General features: G+C 71.1%; 13 protein-coding genes. 11 read left to right on the forward strand and 2 right to left on the reverse strand.

Features of this window, described 5'->3' with window-relative positions; translation table 11 throughout:
- Positions 1 to 41: 41 nt before the first annotated feature.
- Positions 42 to 947, forward strand: coding sequence for an FAD-dependent oxidoreductase (locus BM385_RS02965; protein ID WP_019434213.1), 906 nt, complete (start codon positions 42 to 44; stop codon positions 945 to 947).
- Positions 948 to 991: 44 nt separating this feature from the next.
- Here the strand turns inward: BM385_RS02965 and BM385_RS02970 are convergent, their stop codons facing one another.
- Entirely contained in the window at positions 992 to 2,830 is a 1,839-nt protein-coding gene (locus BM385_RS02970; RefSeq protein WP_093842085.1) for a carbamoyltransferase C-terminal domain-containing protein, read from the reverse strand.
- A 13-nt stretch (positions 2,831 to 2,843) separates the two neighbouring features.
- Positions 2,844 to 4,373: a radical SAM/SPASM domain-containing protein gene (locus tag BM385_RS02975; RefSeq protein ID WP_019434211.1), complete on the reverse strand. Its 1,530-nt coding sequence runs from the start codon at positions 4,371 to 4,373 to the stop codon at positions 2,844 to 2,846.
- Positions 4,374 to 5,343: 970 nt separating this feature from the next.
- Here BM385_RS02975 and hydA point away from each other — a divergent pair.
- The 10 genes from hydA to BM385_RS03020 all read left to right on the forward strand — a co-directional run bounded on the left by hydA (position 5,344) and on the right by BM385_RS03020 (position 17,737).
- Entirely contained in the window at positions 5,344 to 6,735 is a 1,392-nt protein-coding gene (gene hydA, locus BM385_RS02980) for a dihydropyrimidinase (protein ID WP_093842086.1), read from the forward strand.
- Positions 6,736 to 7,758: a TIGR03842 family LLM class F420-dependent oxidoreductase gene (locus BM385_RS02985; RefSeq protein WP_093842087.1), complete on the forward strand. Its 1,023-nt coding sequence runs from the start codon at positions 6,736 to 6,738 to the stop codon at positions 7,756 to 7,758.
- Positions 7,759 to 8,181: 423 nt separating this feature from the next.
- Positions 8,182 to 8,343 (forward strand): hypothetical protein, encoded by a 162-nt coding sequence (locus tag BM385_RS27010; RefSeq protein WP_175542902.1) that lies wholly within the window; start codon positions 8,182 to 8,184, stop codon positions 8,341 to 8,343.
- 123 nt (positions 8,344 to 8,466) lie between these two features.
- The gene (locus BM385_RS02990; RefSeq protein WP_093842088.1) at positions 8,467 to 10,035 is read left to right on the forward strand and encodes a radical SAM/SPASM domain-containing protein; all 1,569 of its coding nucleotides are present in this window, start codon (positions 8,467 to 8,469) and stop codon (positions 10,033 to 10,035) included.
- 104 nt (positions 10,036 to 10,139) lie between these two features.
- A complete protein-coding gene (locus tag BM385_RS02995; RefSeq protein ID WP_093842089.1) occupies positions 10,140 to 11,990 on the forward strand; it encodes a carbamoyltransferase C-terminal domain-containing protein in 1,851 nt (616 codons plus the stop codon).
- Positions 11,991 to 12,248: 258 nt separating this feature from the next.
- Positions 12,249 to 13,523, forward strand: a complete 1,275-nt coding sequence (locus BM385_RS03000) for an MFS transporter (protein ID WP_254791425.1) — start codon at positions 12,249 to 12,251, stop codon at positions 13,521 to 13,523.
- 34 nt (positions 13,524 to 13,557) lie between these two features.
- Complete coding sequence (locus BM385_RS03005; protein WP_093842090.1) at positions 13,558 to 14,487, forward strand: NAD(P)/FAD-dependent oxidoreductase; 930 nt, start codon at positions 13,558 to 13,560, stop codon at positions 14,485 to 14,487.
- 34 nt (positions 14,488 to 14,521) lie between these two features.
- Positions 14,522 to 15,445: an SGNH/GDSL hydrolase family protein gene (locus BM385_RS03010; protein ID WP_093842091.1), complete on the forward strand. Its 924-nt coding sequence runs from the start codon at positions 14,522 to 14,524 to the stop codon at positions 15,443 to 15,445.
- A gap of 287 nt (positions 15,446 to 15,732) precedes the next feature.
- On the forward strand, positions 15,733 to 17,565 hold the full coding sequence (locus BM385_RS03015) for a carbamoyltransferase family protein (RefSeq protein ID WP_093842092.1): 1,833 nt from the start codon (positions 15,733 to 15,735) through the stop codon (positions 17,563 to 17,565).
- Positions 17,543 to 17,737, forward strand: a complete 195-nt coding sequence (locus BM385_RS03020; RefSeq protein ID WP_093842093.1) for a hypothetical protein — start codon at positions 17,543 to 17,545, stop codon at positions 17,735 to 17,737. The genes BM385_RS03015 and BM385_RS03020 overlap by 23 nt, the downstream gene beginning before the upstream one ends.
- The last annotated feature ends 76 nt before the right edge of the window (positions 17,738 to 17,813 follow it).

The following is a 17,813-nucleotide window of genomic DNA, read 5'->3' on the forward strand; positions in this document are numbered from 1 at the left end:
GTTTTTGACTGGGCTTCACATGACGGAAGGATGGCGCACAGGTGTCGGACAGGTGGGATCAGGATGTCGTGGTGGTGGGTGCCGGAGTCGCCGGTCTTGCGGCGGCGACCGTGCTCGGCCGGTCTCTCTTGCGCGTACTGGTGCTGTCCGGACCGGACCGCCGCAACTCCGGCTCTCCCGAGGTCCACAATCTGCCGCATGCCGAAGGCGTGCCTCCCGAGGTGCTGTACACGGGCATGGAGCGCACCGTCACGGGCTACGGCGTGGACATCCGGTGGGAAAAGGTCGATCGGGCGGATCTGGACGCCGGGACGGGTACGGTGACGGTGTCGACGTCCGCCGGTCCCGTCCGCGCACGCCGGCTGCTGCTCGCCACCGGTCTGACCGACGACGTACCGGCGTGGGTGCCGGACGGCGCGTGGGGAGTCCAGGTGTTCACCTGCCCGTTCTGCCACGCGTACGAGCACCGCGGCACGGATTTCGTCGTCGTGGGCCGCGGCGTCGTCGCTGTGGAGACGGGGCTGCTGTGTATGCCCCACGCCTCGGAGGTGACGGTGCTGGTGTCCGAACCGGACGCGGTGGACAGCCCCGCGGCCGACCGGGTGCGCGCCCTCGGCGGCGCGGTCGTCGCCGACACCGTACGGAGCGCCGTCGTGGACGCCGGCGTGCTGCGGCTCTCCACGGCGGGTGGCAGCACCTACGGAGCCGGGGCGGTCCTGCTGTCGCAGATCAAGAAGCCCGCGGCGGGAATCATCACCGCACCGGGCCTGAGGACGACCGCGCAGGGCACTCCCGAGTGCACCGGAGAGGGGCGCACCTCGCATCCGCTCGTCTGGGCCGCCGGGAACGCGGCATCTCCCGCCCATCTGCTGGCCGAGGCCATGGCGAGCGGTGTGCGGGCGGGGATGGGCCTGGTGAAGGACCTCACCTTCGAGGGCCTGTACTGAGAAAGAGACGCCGGCCGGTCGCCCGGCCGGCGAGGGGGGCACTGTCATGTCCGGGCGGTCGCCCGTTCTCTCGTGCTCGTCGGGCGCACCGCTGTCCGGGTGTCGGCGAGAACCAGAGCCGTGTTCCTGGCCGCGGACAAGAGGTCGCGGGCGTCGGAGGCCGTGTTGACGATGGGGCGGCCTCCCGGGTTGAGACTGGTATTGATGAGTACGGGCAGGCCGGTGCGGCTCCCCACGGCGTGCAGCAGAGCGTGCAGCAGCGGGTTCTCCTCCCGGTCGACGACTTGCAGGCGTGCCGATCCGTCGACGTGCCGAACCTCCGCCAGTTCGGTGGCACGGGACTCGACGACGGTGCAGGCGAACAGCATGGTCCGCGCGTGGTTCAGAGGGCCGGTGAAGTACTGGTCCGCCACGTCCGCGGGGCAGAGCGGCGCCACGGGGCGGAACCACTCACGGCCCTTGAGTTCCTGCGACACCCGTCGGCGCATGCCGGGTATGTGGGGGGACGCCAGGAGCGAGCGGTGGCCCAGCGCCCTCGGTCCGGTCTCCAGCGGTCCCTGTACCCAGCCGATCACGAGGCCGTCGGCCAGCCAGTCGGCCACGGTCTCCACCATGTCCTCGTCGTCGGCGAACCGTGAGGTACCGGAAGCGGGGAGACCACCGCGCGCGGAGGTACCTGCCGGCTGAGCGGCCGGGCCGGGAGCGCTCAGCGCCGGGCCGGCGAACGTCGCGGACGCCCGAAGGCCACCGGCCACCGCCAGGGCGGCGCCGAGTGCGATGCCGCTGTCGTCGCAGCAGGTGGGGATGTGTATCCGGGGGTAGAGGCCGGCCAGCCGGGTGTTCGCCGTGATGTTGAGCGCGCAGCCGCCCGCGTAACACAGCGCCGCGTGCCCCGGGTACCGGACGGACAGTCCGGTCACCAGGTGCACCAGCGTCTCCTCGACGACGTGTTGCAGCGTGGCGGCCACGTGCTGGGTGGCCGGGTCCTCCGCGTCGTCGCCCACGACGACGACCCGGTCACCCATGCGCACGGAATCCGGGAAGCGGCGGCCGAACCAGTTCACCGCGTCCTCACCGGCACGCACGTGGGCCGTGATGTAGCCGCCGGCCTCGGTGTCGTACGGGTACCACGTGTCGCCGTACCGCATCGCTGTTCCGGCCAGCCGTTCGTCGGACAGCGGTGCGAGCAGGTCCGGCATGGCTCGGCGGGCGGCGTTGTCGGCCAGCAGAACGGCCAGGGGTTCGGCCAGTTCGTGGTCGACGGTTCCGACGGCGCTGAGCCCGAGCAGTTTGCCCGTGTCGAAGTTGGTGCGGAACACCCGCTTCGCGAGTGCCTCGTACACCAGCCCTACCCGCGGGCCGGTCTCGTTGTGCAGCGACATCACCGGCGTGAGGCGGTCGCCCGCTCCGATGCACACCATGCCGCACTCGGCGTAGTTGCCCGCTCCGTCGAGGGCCAGGACCAGGGCGTCATCGGCCTCCGAGGAGTAGTAGGCCGATGCCGCGTGGGCGAAATGGTGCCGAACCGCGTACACCTCGGCGTCGCCGACCGCGTCGGCCAGGAACCACGGACCGGGGTCGATCCGCCGTACCACGGCATCGGCGATGCGTTCGGGGGCGGCCCAGGTCGGGTCGGCGATCAGCGTGTCGAGACCGGCGGGGGTGACCGGCGCCTTGACGAACGAGTAGTCCGACACCCCTACCCGGCTGCTTCCGGCCCAGTCGGCGGTCCAGCGCCGCAGCGTTTCCCTCGCCTCCTCGGTGCCGCCCGCGCAGGCGTGCCGGATGCCGATCTCCTTCTCGACCTCGATCACCAAAGCCCCGTCCGGACCGACCCGGGCCGCGCCGGCGTCGTGGCCGAAGTTCAGGCCGATGGCCCGCATGCAGTCCTCCCCTCTAGCCCGCGAGTGCCAGATTCCGGTGCCGCAGCAGCAGTCCGTGCACCACCTGCCGGATGTACGCGCAGTAGCCGGGGCTCATCTCGTGGATGCTCCCGTTCTCCTCCTCCAGTGCCCCGGTGCTGCCACCCGAGCAGGTGCCCTGGAGTTCACAGCCCGAGCACGCCGGGCCGTTGCGGTAGGCCCGCATCCCGTAGTCGCGGTAGGCGGAGGAGGTGAAGACACCGGACCAGTCGTCGACGGTTCCCAGCGAGCGGTTGGTCGCCTTGCACGCGAACACCGATCCGTTGGGTTCGATCGACAGCTTGCGCCCGATCGCCGGGCAGGTCTTGTAGTCGGCCTGGGCAGCCCACTTGGCCTCGTCCACGATCATCAGGTACGTGTGGTACCAGTAGCCGGTGAGTTGCACGCCGACCGACTGTCCGTAGTCGTAGGCGGCGAGCAGCCGCTGCGCCACTTCCGATGGCTGGTGCTCGGCGAAGAACTGCCGCGCCTGGAAGGCCACCGTCACGTCCAGTTCGTCCACGCCGATCCGCGCCAGCTCGTCGATCAGGTGGTGTCCCCAGTGCCGCCACGTGCTGCTGGAGAGCACCGAGGCGACCTTCAGCGGGATCCCTGCCGCCCGCAGCGATTCGATCGCCGAACGGACCACCGGCCACGGGGTCTTCTGCTGCTGCCCGCCGCGATACTCCCCGGTTTCCGGGTCGAGGTAGTCGACACTGACGGAGACACCCACCTGGTGGCGCGCCAGCGCCGCTATGAGTTCGTCGTCCATCCGGGAACCGTTGGTCGTCATCCGGTAGGACAGCCGTACGCCGTCGCACTCGCTGCCGAAGGTGTCGAGCACGTGCAGGATCGTCTTGCGGTTGAGGGTGGGCTCGCCGCCGAAGAACGCGATCGACAGCTCGTTCTGTCCGCTCTCGGCCCGGGTCCTGACGGCCTGTCGCACGGTGTGCTCCGCCACCGAGGGGCTCATGTGCATGGACGGGTTGCGGCCCGGCGACGTTCCGCGGTTCCAGTCCCCGGCTCCGAAGGCGGAATCCTGCCGCTTTCTGATCTGCAGCAGGACGGGACCCGCCTTGACCGACTCGCCTTGTTCGACACGCTCGCGCTGCGCGCCGTCGAAGTTGTAGGCGAAGCAGCCGTCGCAGGTGAAATTGCACGCGTTCGTCAGCACGAGCTGGAGCACCGACAGCAGGTTTCCCTTGGGCAGCAGTTCGGCGCGCGTCCGCAGCAGGTCGTCGATGTCCGACTGCTCGTCGTGGCCCTCCGGCACGAGGAACTGGGTGGCGAAAAGGTCACGCAGTACGTCGCTTTCCATGCGTTCCCGAAGGGCGTCCAGGGACATCGGCGTCCGCTGAGCCGAATCGAGCAGTTCGAGAACCTCGCGGTCGACCAGGCGCGCATTTCCGAACAGCGCGTGGAATACGATCTCGTCGTCCGTTCCGCTCCGCTCCGCGAGCAGTCCCCCAGTTCTACCGAAGTCGCTGTCGCCGGTGCGGAGGGTACGCAGGTATTCGGAAGTCAAGTAATGTGTGGTACCCAATTCATCTCCCCGGTGGACGTGCACCGGCCGTGTTCCGCGCCCCGGTCGGACCCGGTCCGGGAACACGGCCGGTGTCCTGTGGATGATCAGCGACGCTTGTCGGCAGTCGCCAGCGGGCACGTGGGCCGGCTGGGGGTGATCTGTGCGGCGACCTTGGACGGGACCGCGCAGTGGTCCGGCGAGTAGGTCGGCGCCGGCTTGCTGAGTTTCGTCGACTTGGCCATTTCCCTCGTTCCTTTCGCCGGGGTTCCCGGATCAGTGAAATCGAGTGCAGCGGCAAAAGTAGCACGCCATTATCACGGCACCGGAGTCAAGATCAGGCCAAACACGCGGGAAGTTCCCGCCAGCGCTCATATTATCGAGCAGGTTTCTCCGAGCGATGGGGGACACGATCGCCCCCTCGGAGACCGTTCCGCCACACAACTCTCCCGCCATCACCGGGCTCTCCGTGCGGCGGGCGCGTGGCGCGTATTCGCTGACGGATCACGGGACGGCCGCCCCGGGGAGAGCGTGCCGCCCCGCCGACGTCTCGCCATCGCGCAAGCTTGCACCATGGTATTTCCGCTGCGCACACCGGTTTCGGCGTCACGGATCCGAAGAGCCGCAATCCGGAAGGCGAACCTGTCTCAGGCGCCTGCCCGAACTCCCCACCCGTGGCCGGTCATGCCCACTTGACAGTTGCACATAAGGCGCCTGAAGAAAAGGTGTCCGGTCTCATTAACGGAAAGCGGGCGTCGGCCGCGCGGCGGAACAGCGATACCCCCCGGGAAGGGCCGGCCGAGACACCCCACCTCGCGCCCCCCGACCCGGCGCGGTGGGCGGACCGACGACAACACACCCACGCCGTCATTCACCGTGGTGTCGTTGCCACAGCGAGTTACCAGGGTCTACGGTCGTCCCCTCCGCTGTCGGCAGCTGCGAGTGAGATGGGGCGAGGCGCGTGGGGCGGGTCATGGTGCGGGGTGGGCTGGTGGTCACCGCTGCCGATGAGGTCGAGGCCGATGTTCTCGTCGAGGGTGAGAAAGTCGTCGCCCTGGCCGCCCGGGGCAGCGGGGTCAGTGAGGGGTGGAGCGCCGAGCGCGTCATCGATGCCGGCGGGAAGTACGTCATCCCCGGCGGCGTCGACGTGCACACCCACATGGAGTTGCCCTTCGGCGGCACCGCCGCCTCCGACACCTTCGCCACCGGGACCGTCGCCGCCGCCTGGGGCGGCACCACCACCGTCGTCGACTTCGCCGTCCAGCGGCCGGGGCAGGCGCTGCGTGAAGGGCTCGACGCGTGGTTCGCCAAGGCCGAGGGGCAGTGCGCCGTCGACTACGGCTTCCATCTGATCTGCTCCGACGTCACCGAGGCGGCTCTCCGTGAGATGGACGGCCTGGTGGCCGAGGGCGTCACCTCGTTCAAGCTGTTCATGGCCTACCCGGGCGTCTTCTACAGCGACGACGGGCAGATCCTGCGCGTCCTCCAGCGCGCCGCCGGCAACGGCGCCCTGGTGATGACGCACGCCGAGAACGGCATCGCCATCGACGTCCTCGTCGCCCAGGCCCTCGCCGCCGGCCGCACCGATCCGCGGTACCACGGCGAGGTGCGGGCGCCGCTGCTGGAGGCGGAGGCCACCCACCGGGCCATCGCGCTCGCCCGCGTCGCCGGCGCCCCGCTGTACGTCGTGCACGTCTCCGCCCAGGAGGCCGTCGCCGAACTCGCCCGCGCCCGCGACCTCGGCCTTCCGGTGTTCGGCGAGACCTGCCCGCAGTATCTGTTCCTCTCCGACGAACAGCTCACCGCGCCCGGATTCGAGGGCGCCAAGTACGTGTGCAGCACCCCGCTGCGCCCCCGCGAGCACCAGGCGGCGCTGTGGCGCGCGCTGCGCACCGACGACCTCCAGGTGGTGTCCACCGACCACTGCCCGTTCTGTTTCAGCGGCCAGAAGGAGCTGGGCCGGGGCGACTTCTCCAGGATCCCCAACGGACTGCCCGGCGTGGAGCACCGGATCGACCTGCTGCACCAGGCCGTGCTGGACGGCCGGATCTCCCGGCGCCGCTGGATCGATCTCGCCTGCGCCGCGCCGGCCCGGATGTTCGGCCTCTACGGGCGCAAGGGCACCATCGCGCCCGGCTCGGACGCCGATCTGGTGGTCTACGATCCGGCCGCCCGCCACACGATCTCCGCCACCGCGCACCACATGCATGTCGACTATTCGGCGTACGAGGGCCTGCGGATCACCGGCCGGGTGGACACCGTCCTCTCCCGGGGATCCGTCGTCCTGGACCGGCGCCGTTTCACCGGCCGGGCCGGGCACGGGCGTTACCTGCGGCGCGGCCTGAGCCAGTACACGGAGAGATGAATGGACTTCGGACTCGTCCTGCAGACCGACCCGCCCGCCACCGAGACCGTCGCCCTGATGCGGCGCGCCGAACAGCACGGTTTCCGGTACGGCTGGACCTTCGACTCGGCGGTGCTGTGGCAGGAACCCTTCGTCATCCACAGCCGGATCCTGGCCGAGACGGACCGGCTGATCGTCGGCCCGATGGTCACCAACCCCGCCACCCGCGCCTGGGAGGTCACCGCCTCCACCTTCGCCACGCTGAACGAGATGTACGGTCCGCGCACCGTCTGCGGCATCGGCCGCGGCGACTCCGCGCTGCGGGTGGCCGGGCGGCGCCCCACCACCCTGGCCCGGCTGGGCGAGGCGATGGCGGCGATCCGCGAGCTGGCCGAGGGCCGCGAGGCGGTGGTGGACGGGACGGCGCTGCGGCTGCCGTGGGTACGGGGCGGCCCCGGCGCGCGGCTGCCGGTGTGGCTGGCCGGCTACGGGCCCAAGGCGCTGCGGCTGGCGGGTGAGGAGGCGGACGGTTTCATCCTCCAGCTGGCCGATCCGTTCCTCACCGAGTGGATGGTGAAGGCCGTGCGGTCGGCCGCCGCCGCGGCCGGGCGCGACCCGGGCGCGGTGACCGTCTGCGTGGCGGCCCCCGCGTACGTGACGCCCGACGCCTCGCCCGGGGCGCTGGGCCACGCCCGCGAACAGTGCCGCTGGTTCGGCGGGATGGTCGGCAACCACGTGGCCGATCTGGTGGCCCGGTACGGGGAGGACTCCGGGCGGGTGCCGCGCGAACTGACCGCGTACATCGGGGAGCGGCGCGGGTACGACTACGCGCACCACGGACGTTCCGGGCATCCGGACACCGCGTTCGTGCCGGACGCGATCGTGGACCGGTTCTGTCTGATCGGGCCGCCGCAGGCGCACATCGACCGGCTGCGGAGGCTGCGCGCGCTCGGCGTCGACCAGTTCGCCGTGTACGCGATGCACGACGCCCGCAAGGAGGTGCTGGACGCGTACGGGGAGCAGGTCATCCCCGCGCTCTCCTGACCGGCGCGGCTCCTGCGGTCGCTGTCCGCCCGGAGTGGGTCTGGGAGGGGCGGCGTCCCATCGGTCTTTCACGCCATGATCGACTCTCCGCGCCGCTGCCCGCCGTGCCGTCACACCGGTTGGGGCGGCCCGTTGGGGGCCGGCCGAACGGCACCTCCGATTATCCGGACGAGGGCGGCCATGTTGCTTTCATCGGCCCAGGCTGTGTGGTCTTGACGGATCTCACGGCCGGCCTCCGGCTGCCGCTCCGTTTCACCGGAGGGAGAAGATCCAGGGCGCCCTGTTCGAATGGGCGGCGCGGTAAGAATTCACTCGTGTGAGCGAACGGAATGATGACCTGAAACACGGCTGATTAACCGTGTGCCGCATTGCTTGAATGGCTTTTCCGGCATCGCATCCGAGTATTTACCGAAGGAGTGGCTTATGGCTGAGGTTCTCAAGGTGACCAATCCGCCGGTCACCGCGTCGAGTCGTCCCTGCGCGTCGGTCTCCCCCGACAAGGGGAACGCCCCGACGATCACCCCGGCCCGCACTCGTGCGGAGCTGCCCCCCGTGACCGTCACTTCCCAGGAGACGCCGGCCTGACGTCCGGCCGGCGAACAGGAGGGGGCCACGGGGTACGACCGGGCTCCCTCCTCCCCGCGAGTGCGGCGTCCGTGCCACGCCTCGCCCTCAACCTTCACCAGCGGAACCCCCGGGGAGAGCGACTTGTCTGCCACTACTTTCCAGCCCTCACGCTACGCCCGCACACTGCGCACCTCCGGGGACCGCGACTTCAGCCGGTTCGGGGGCAAGCCGCAGTCGTACAACGGTCCCGAGCGCACCATGGCGTACCACTCCCTGTTCGGCAACGCCCGGATCGTCGACCACGAGATCGTGAGCCTGCTGGCCGAGTCCGGCACCGCCCGATCGCTGGAGGAACTGCGCGAGCTGTACGGCGACAGTGCGGTGCGTGAGCTGATCGACGCCCGGTTCCTGGTGGAGGCGGGGCACGACGAGGCCCGGGAGATCGATGAACTCCTCGCCGCGCGCCGTGAGGTGCTGGACCAGGGGGTCTTCCACTCCTCGATCCAGCTGGTGCTGACCAATGCCTGCAACTTCTCCTGTCAGGGCTGTTTCGCCTACAACTTCGACGGCGGTGTGGAGGAACGCAACTCCTCCGGCGAATCGGTGAAGCCGGGGCCGGTGCTGGTGCAGTTGCGCAGCAGCCGGCCCGACTCGGGCCCCACCCTGGCCCACGGGGACTGGAACCAGGGCACCGACCAGGGCCGCAATCCGTCGATGCACATGTCCAGGGAGGTGGCGGAGAAGACCGTCCGTGAGGCGGTCGCCTTGCGCAAGGCCAACGGCGGCGGCCATCTGACGGTCTCGTTCTTCGGTGGTGAACCCACTCTGGCACGCGGCACGATCCTGCATGTCCTGCGGACCTTCGGGGACAGCTGCGACGGGGTCTCGCTCTCCTACGACCTGACCAGCAACGGCTCGCGGATCGATGACGAACTCCTGGCCGAGCTGGCCCGGCACCGGGTGGCGACCACGGTGTCCGTGGACTACCTGGTCCCCGAGACCGGCGAATACCGGGGCAACCAGCAGCAGCGCACCCCCTGGGGCGTCGTGCGCAAGGCGATCCTGGACATGCGGGACGCGGGGGTGCCCGTGAGCATCACCACCGTGCTGTCCCAGTACACCTGGGACAAGTGGGGCACCCCGCTGATCGATTTCGTTGCCGAGGCCGGGTTGGACTCGCTCGACGTCATCGTCTCCTTCCAGGCCAAGGAGTTCTTCGAGCAGCACCACCCGCGTGATGTGGCGCAGCGGCTGCTGAGCGCCGTCGACTACGGGCGAGCCCGCGGCGTTCAGCTCAGCGGCTACTGGTACCAGACGTTCCAGATGATCGTCGACGAGCGGAAGTGGGCCGCGCAGGCCGACTACAAGACCTGCCCGGCGGTCGGCCGGCAGCTGTCCATCGAACCCAACGGCAGTGTCTTCGCCTGCAAGGCCACCGCCCGCAAGCTCGGCACGATCGACGACTGGCGGGGCGTGTTCAGCTCTCCCGCCTATGCCGATTACGGCATGCGCGCCTACACCAATGGTCCGGGCTGCCAGGGCTGCGAGCTTCAGGGCACCTGTTCCGGCGGGTCCGCCGGGGCCCTGGAGGAGGAGAACGGGTCGATCCAGCGGATGTCCCCGGGCTACTGCGCCTACATGAGGGAGATCGTGCAGGGGTTGCTGGAGCGGCACTACGCGCAGATCCAGCCGTCCGCCGCCCCGTCCTGACCGCGTCGTGCCCCGACCCATCCCTCAGGAGGCGTGTCACCGGCCGCGAGGTCCTGGCCGGTGACCCGCGTCCCGCCTTCACGACGAAAGGGCCCGCTCCCCGTATGCCTACGATCGGACTGCACCTCGGACACGACGCGGGAGTCGCCCTGACCCAGGCGTCGGGTGTCCATGTCATCGAGGCCGAACGCCGCCTGGGCTTCCGTCATGTCTGCGCGGGCAACGCGGAGTTCCCGGCCGCCGTTGCCGGGTGGCTCGCGGAGCTGCGGGACCGCGCGGACGAACCCGTCACCCAACTGGCCGTCGCCGACTACTACACCCGGGCCTGCCGGGTCCTGCCGCCGGGACTGGTGGAGCTCGTCGAGGGCGATGTCGCCTGGACGGGCGCCGGCGGCGACGCGGCGGACCGGGTGCTGCGCCGCGTCAAGTCCGAGGACTGGCCGCTGGCCCGGGAGCTCGGGGAGGTCACGGTCACGGTCGTCCGCCACCACTACGCGCACGCCGCACTGGCCTACTACACCTCGGGGGCCTCGCGCGCCCTGGTGCTGGCTCTGGACGGCACCGGCAACTACACCGAATGCGGCATGGTCGCGCTCGGTGAGGGGTCCACTCTGACCCCGGTGCTGTCCTTCACCAACCGGAACGGCCCGCGCTTCGGGCTGTTGTACGAGGCGCTGGCCCGGCGGGTCCACGGCGGGCAGTTCGACACCGGGAAACTCCTCGGACTCGCCGCGGTCGGCCGGGTACGGCACGAACTGCTGCCCGTGCTCCGGGCGATGCTCGTACCGGACCGGGTGCGCCGCGCCGAGCCCGACCTCTACGATCCGATCGACCCGGCGGACCTCGCCGGCACGGCGCTGCGCTACGCCGACACCTGGTGGGAGCTGGACCCCGCCGCGGGAGGCTATCTGGACGGCGGTCTCGCCGACAGCGCCGACGACGATGTCGTGCACTCACTCGGCTCGATCTTCCCCGACGCCATCCGCACCGCGGACGGCGCGGTGCTGACCGTGGGCAGCGGCCATGAGGACCCCAGCTGCCAGGATCTGGCGGCGACCCTCCAGGCAGCGGTGGAGAGCGACCTGGTGCGGCTGGTGACCGGCTTGAGCCGCCGCTTCCCCGGCCATGACACGCTGTGCTACGCCGGGGGCTGCGCGCTGAACATCACCGCGAACACCGCGCTGGCCGAGTCGGGCCTCTTCCGCCGCGTCCTGGTGCCGACGGCCTGTGACGACTCCGGTGTCGCGCTGGGCGCCGCGCTGGCCGCCGCTCCCCCGGCGGACCGCCCCCGGCTCACCGGCCACCGCGGCTGGGCGAGCGCCGGATACGCCGGCCCGGCCCTGGACACCGGTCCGCTGGGGCCCCGGCACACCGCGGAACTGGCCGACCGCCGGACGCGGGAGATCCCGGACCCGGAGGAGTTCACGGAGGCGGTGGCCGCGCTGCTGGCCGCCGGACGCTGCGTCGCCTGGCTGGAAGGCGGGATGGAGACCGGGCCGCGGGCGCTCGGCCACCGTTCCCTCCTGATCTCCCCGCACCGGCCCGGCGCACGGCGGCATGTGTCGCAGACCATCAAGGGCCGCGAGTGGTTCAGGCCGGTGGCTCCGTTGTGCCCCCGTGAGGAGGCGGCCCGCTACTTCTCGGGTCCGCTGGATCACGCGGACGCCATGCTCTTCGCCGTTCGGGTCCGCACCGAGCACAGCGAACGCCTGGCGGAAGTACGGCATCTCGACGGGACGGCTCGGCTCCAGACGGTGGACGCCGTTCTGCAACCGCGATTGCACCGGCTCTGTTACGCGCTGGGGGCGCACACCGGTCTTCCGGTACTGATCAATACGAGCGCCAATGCCGGCGGCCGTCCTATTCTCAACAGTCTCGGTGCGGCACTGGAATTGCTTTCCGATACGGAACTCGACGCGGTGGCCCTTCCCTCGGACGGATTACTGGTGTACTGAACAACTCCCGAGCCATATCCCCAGAATGGCCGGAAATCATATTGTTGATGTTCCGAGGGAAAGAAGACCATTGACGGCCCCCATTTCCACCGACCGGCGATCCGCCCGGCCGCGCCCCGTGGCCCGTGTGCGGACCGGACGGATCGAGCCAGGAAGCCCGAGAGACTGCGTCATGCGAGAACCCACCACGCCCCCGCCCGCCCGCCCCGACGCCCGGCGGACGGCGCACCCGGTCGCACTCGGGCCGGGAGAGGGCTGTTGACCCAGACCGTCACCGGGCAGCTGCCCGCCTCCGAGGGACTGGGCCGCCCGTTCGCCTGGCTGTGGGCCTCCTCCGCCGGGGCCAACGCGGGAGACGGCCTGGTCCGTACCCTCTTACCCCTGCTCGTCGTGGCCGGTCACCCGGAACCCGGCGTGGTCGCCGGGCTCCTGGCCGTCAACATGCTGCCCTGGCTGCTGTTCGCCCTGCCGGCCGGCGTCATCGTGGACCGCCTGGACAAGCGGCAGATCATGCTGGTCAGCAACCTGTTCCGGACCGCCGCCCTGCTGGGCGCCGCCGCCGCCCATTTCGCCTTCGACGCGCCGCTGCTCGCCTGGTTCGCTCTGGCCTTCGCGCTCGGCGTCGCCGAGACCCTGTACGACACGGCCGCCCCGGCGATGCTGCCCGCCATCGTCGAGGACCGTCATCTGGAGCGAGCCAACGGCAAGCTGTCGGTCCCGCAGATCATCCTCAACGAGATGGCGGGGCCGCCGGCCGCCGGTCTCCTGCTGGGCGTCTCCGTCGGCCTCACCCTCTTCACCGGGGCCACGCTCTACCTGCTGGCGGCGGTACTCCTCCTCGGCATCGCCCGCAGGGCGCCGGTCCCGGCCCTCCGGGAGGAGAGTGCCCAGCCACCACAGCGTTCGGTACGGCAGGACATCGCCGCGGGCCTGCGGTTCGTCGCCAAGCACCCCGCCCTGCGGCTGACTCTCCTCACCAGCGCCCTGTGCGGCCTGGTCTACTCGGCCACCTTCTCCCTGCTGGTGCTCCTGAGCACCAGCCACCTGGGAACCGGCCCCACGGGGTACGGGCTGCTGCTCGCCGCCGGGTCCGTGGGCGCCATCGCCGGGAGCCGGCTGACCCCGTTCCTGACCGACCGGCTGGGCACGCTGCGGGTCGCCCGCTGGTCTCTGGCCGCTTCCGGGGCCGCCTACGTGGCCCTGGGGCTGGCGCCGCACCCCCTGGTGGCGGCCGGCGCCCTGCTGGCCAACGGGGTGTTTCTGATGGGCTGGAACATTCCCGTGCTGTCGCTGCGCCAGCGGCTCACCCCGGCCGCTTTCCGGGGCCGGGTCATCAGTGTGGCGCGGCTCGCCGCCTGGGGCAGCATGCCCGTCGGCGCGGCGCTCGGCGGGCTGCTCGCCGGGCTGACCTCCGTACCCGCCATGTTCGTCATCGCCGGGTCGGTCCTGACCGCCGGCTCCCTGCTGCTCCTCGCCCCGCTGCGCGACCCCGAGCCATCCGCCCCGCAGACGCCGGGCCGGACCCCGGCCTGACCCGCCTCACCGGACGACGACGAGAAGAGGAACCATGACCGACACCCTGTACGACGCCATCATCGTCGGTGGCGGCCCGGCCGGCCTCAACGCGGCGCTGTACCTGGGCCGTTCCTGCCGCAAGGTCGCCCTGATCGACTCCGGAGACCCCCGCAACCTCGCCGCGGGAGTCATGCACAACATGATCACCAACGACGGGGTGACCGTCGAGGAGTTCCGCCGGCGCTCCCGGGCGGACCTGGAACCCTACGACGTGACCTGTTTCGAGGACGTGGTCGACACCACCACCCCGGCGGCCGATCGCATCACGGTCACCACCTCGGACTCCGGCACCCTGCACGGCCGGACCCTGCTGTGGGCGGCCGGGGTCCGCTCCCGGCTGCCGGAGATTCCCGGGCTGCCCGAGCTGTGGGGCAAGCAGGTCTTCGAATGCCCCTACTGCCATGCCTGGGAGGTACGCGGCAAGAGCTTCGGCGTCTTCGGCGGCGAGGTGCCCAGCGAATGCCTGGCGGCCACCCTCACCACATGGTCGCCGTCCGTCACCTACCTCACCGGAGCCCGGCAGCTGCCCGACGACGAGGCGGGACGGCTGCGCGCGGCCGGCATCCCGTCCGTGACCGACAAGGTGCTGGGGGTGCGCGCCGACCCGGAGGGCGTGGCGGTGTCCCTGGCCGACGGCAGCTCGCGGACCTTCGGGGCGCTCTTCCTCCACATGGACACCGAGCCCAGGATCGGCCCCCTGCGCGACTGGCTCGGTGCCCAGGACCTGGAGTCCGTCCAGATCGACGAGCGGGGCCGGACCCGGCACCCGCGCCTGTACGTGGCCGGCGACCTCGGCAAGAACATGCAGCAGGCCACGATGGCGGCGGCCAGCGGAGGACTCGCCGGCATGGCGATCAACTCCGACCTGGTGCGGGAGGACCGCCCCGGCTCGCTCTACGACCTGCCGGCCGTGCCGGAGTGACCGCCGCCGGACCACAGCCCACAGGGAGACGACGATGACCTCACCCCGCGCGGACCTCACACCCCATATGGAGCACTACACCTTCTTTCTGGAGGACCAGCCGTACATCGGCTTCTTCCAGTACGGTGACGAACGCACCCCCGTCTACCACACCGACCGGCACGGCTTCCGGATCACCCACGGCGCGGCCGGCGGACGGGCGTCGGTGGCCGGGGAGCGCCCGCCCGGCCCGGTGCGGCTGCTGGCGGGCAGCTCGGCCGTCTTCGGCGTCGGAGCCACCGGTGATCCGGCCACGATCTCCTCCCGGCTGTGGTCCCGGTACGCGCCGTACCGACCCTGGCTGAACTTCGCCGGGCAGAGCATCAACTCCGTTCAGGAACTGCTGCTCTTCTCCCTCTTCGGGCATCTGCTGCCCGACGTCGAGGAGATCGTGGTGTTCTCCGGTGTCAACAACCTGGTGCTCAGCCGGCTGCCCGCCGAGCAGCAGGGCCGGCACGGCGCCTTCTTCGACTGCGGACCGGCCCCGGACGCGGCCGCGGTTCCTTCGCCCCGTGACAGGGTGGCGCATGCGACCGAGCTGACGGCACGGCACCTCGCCACCTGGCACGTACTGGCCAAGGGGCTCGGCGCGAGTCTGTCGTTCGTGCTCCAGCCGCTGGCGCCGTGGGTGCGCGAGGAACCGGCCCCCCAGGAGAAGCTGCTCTTCGACGAACTGGACGACGCCTCCAACTTCCGGCGGCTGCACAACGACATCGCCGACCGGGAGATCGGGCGGCTTTACGCCGACAGCCTGCGCACCCGCTGCGAGGAGATGAACATCTCGTTCCTCGACATGAACCAGGCGCTCGCCGAGGTGGTCGCCCCCACCGACTGGCTCTTCGTCGACCGGGTCCATCTCCTCGATCCCGGCTACGACCTCGTGGCCCGGCTGATGACCGAACATCTCGACCTCACGTAGGAGACGTCATGGGCATCATCCAGCGGATCCGGTCCCGCCTCGCACGGCGTGGGCACCCCGCCGGGCCGGCCGGGGCACCGGAGGGCGCCGCGCCTCCGGCGGCACCACCGCGGGCGCCGTCGGCCGGCGAGCCGGCGGACGGGACACGGGAGGGGGGAGGCCGAGGCCGGTCGCCGCTCCCGCGGCAGGGCGACGACGCCTCCATCTATCCGCTGTTCTGAACCCCGGCGCGCGCCACCGCGGCGCGCCACCGCCGGGCCGGGTCCCGTGAGAAAGGCCAGCCCAGGGTGAGCGAACTGGTTCTCGGTATCTCCGCCTTCTACCACGACAGCGCCGCCGCGGTGGTGTCCGGCGGCACCCCCGTCGCGGCGGCCCAGGAGGAGCGTTTCAGCCGCCGCCGGCACGACGCCGCGTTCCCGGCCCAGGCCGTCCGCCACTGCCTGCGGGCGGCCGGGGCGGAGTTGGGCGACTTCACGGCGGTGGCCTACTACGAGGACTCCGCGCTCAAGGCTCGCCGGGTGCTGGCCACCTACGCGGGCGGGGCACCCTGGGGCCTGCGGGCCTTTCAGGACAGTGCGCCCGCCTGGCTGACGTGGAAACGCGACGCGCCGGCCACGGTGACCCGACACCTGTCGGCGCTGGGTGCCGGCCGCGTTCCCCCGGTCCTGGTCACCCGGCACCATCGTTCCCACGCCGCTTCGGCGTTCTACCCCAGCCCTTACGAGTCCGCAGCCGTGCTGTGCGTGGACGGGGTCGGCGAGTGGGACACCACCACGCTGTGGCACGGCCGGGGCGAGCGCCTGACGCCGCTGGGAGGGCTGTCCTTCCCGCACTCGCTCGGGCTGCTCTACTCGGCGTTCACCTACTTCTGCGGCTTCCGGGTGAACTCGGGCGAGTACAAGCTGATGGGGCTGGCTCCCTACGGAACACCCCGCTACGCCTCTCTGATCCGGGAGCGGCTGATCGACATCAAGCCGGACGGGTCCTTCCGGCTCGACGTGCGCCACTTCAGTTTCCTCAGGGGCCGCACGATGACTGGCCGGTCCTTCGAGAAGCTGTTCGGCGGGCCGCGACGGCTTCCGGAGGGGCCGCTCACGGAGCGGGAGTTCGACCTGGCCGCCTCGGTGCAGCTGGTCACCGAGGAGGTGATGCTGCGGCTGGCGAGGACGGCGGCGCACCGGACCGGCGAACGCCGGCTGTGTCTGGCCGGAGGGGTGGCCCTGAACTGCGTCGCCAACGGAAGGGTGGCCCGGGAGGGGCCGTTCGAGGAGATCTGGGTGCAGCCGGCGGCCGGCGACGCGGGCGGTGCGCTCGGCGCGGCGCTGGACACCGCCCATGCCCGGGGTGCCCGCAGGACCCATCCGGCGGGGGGCCGGGACGCGATGGCCGGTGCCCTGCTGGGTCCCGCCTACACCGACGACGAGATCCAGCGTTTCCTGGAGCGTCACGGGCTGCCGCACACCCGGCTGTCGCCGGAGGCGATGGCCGAACGGGTCGCCGCCGAGCTGGCCGCCGGCCGGATCGCCGGGTGGTTCCAGGGGCGCATGGAGTACGGTCCCCGGGCGCTGGGGGCGCGGTCCATCCTCGCGGACGCCCGCGACCCGCGGACGCAGTCCGAGCTGAATCTGCGCACCAAGTTCCGGGAGTCGTTCCGGCCGTTCGCCCCCGCCGTCCTCGCCGAGGACGCCCGGGAGTACTTCGAGCTCTCGCAGGACAGCCCGTACATGCTGATCGTCGCCCCGGTCGCCGCCGGGCAGCGGCGGCCGGGCGGACAGGAACCGGCCACCGGCCTGGATCTGCTGCGACAGACCCGCTCCACCATTCCGGCCGTCACCCACGTCGACCACTCGGCCCGGGTCCAGACGGTCGGCCGGCGCGAGCATCCCGCCTTCCACCGGCTGCTGACCGCCTTCAAACGGCGCACGGGATGCCCCGTCCTGGTCAACACGTCCTTCAACGTACGAGGCGAGCCGATCGTCAACACCCCGCAGGAGGCGTACACCTGCTTCATGCGGACCCGTATCGACCTCCTGGCGCTGGGGGGTTTCCTGCTGGAGAAGACGGAGCAGCCACCGTGGGCGGAGGAAGATGACTGGCGTGCCGCGATCCCGCTGGACTGACCACGCGGCCCGGGCGGTGCTCGCCTGCGTCTACTTTCTGGTGGTGACGCCGGCCGGACTCTGCGTCCGGCTGATCCGGGACCCGCTGCACGGCCGGCGGCGGGGCCGCGCGCCGAGCTACTGGGAGGAGCCGCCGGACGAGCGGCCCGCCACGGGTGAGGCGCGCCGGTGACGGAAGCGCAGGCGGAGCAGCGCGCCCCCCGAATCCGGCCTTCCGTGGCCGGCTGCCTCCGCCGCCCGCGAGGCGT

Source organism: Streptomyces harbinensis (assembly GCF_900116145.1).
GTDB lineage: Bacteria > Actinomycetota > Actinomycetes > Streptomycetales > Streptomycetaceae > Streptomyces > Streptomyces carpaticus.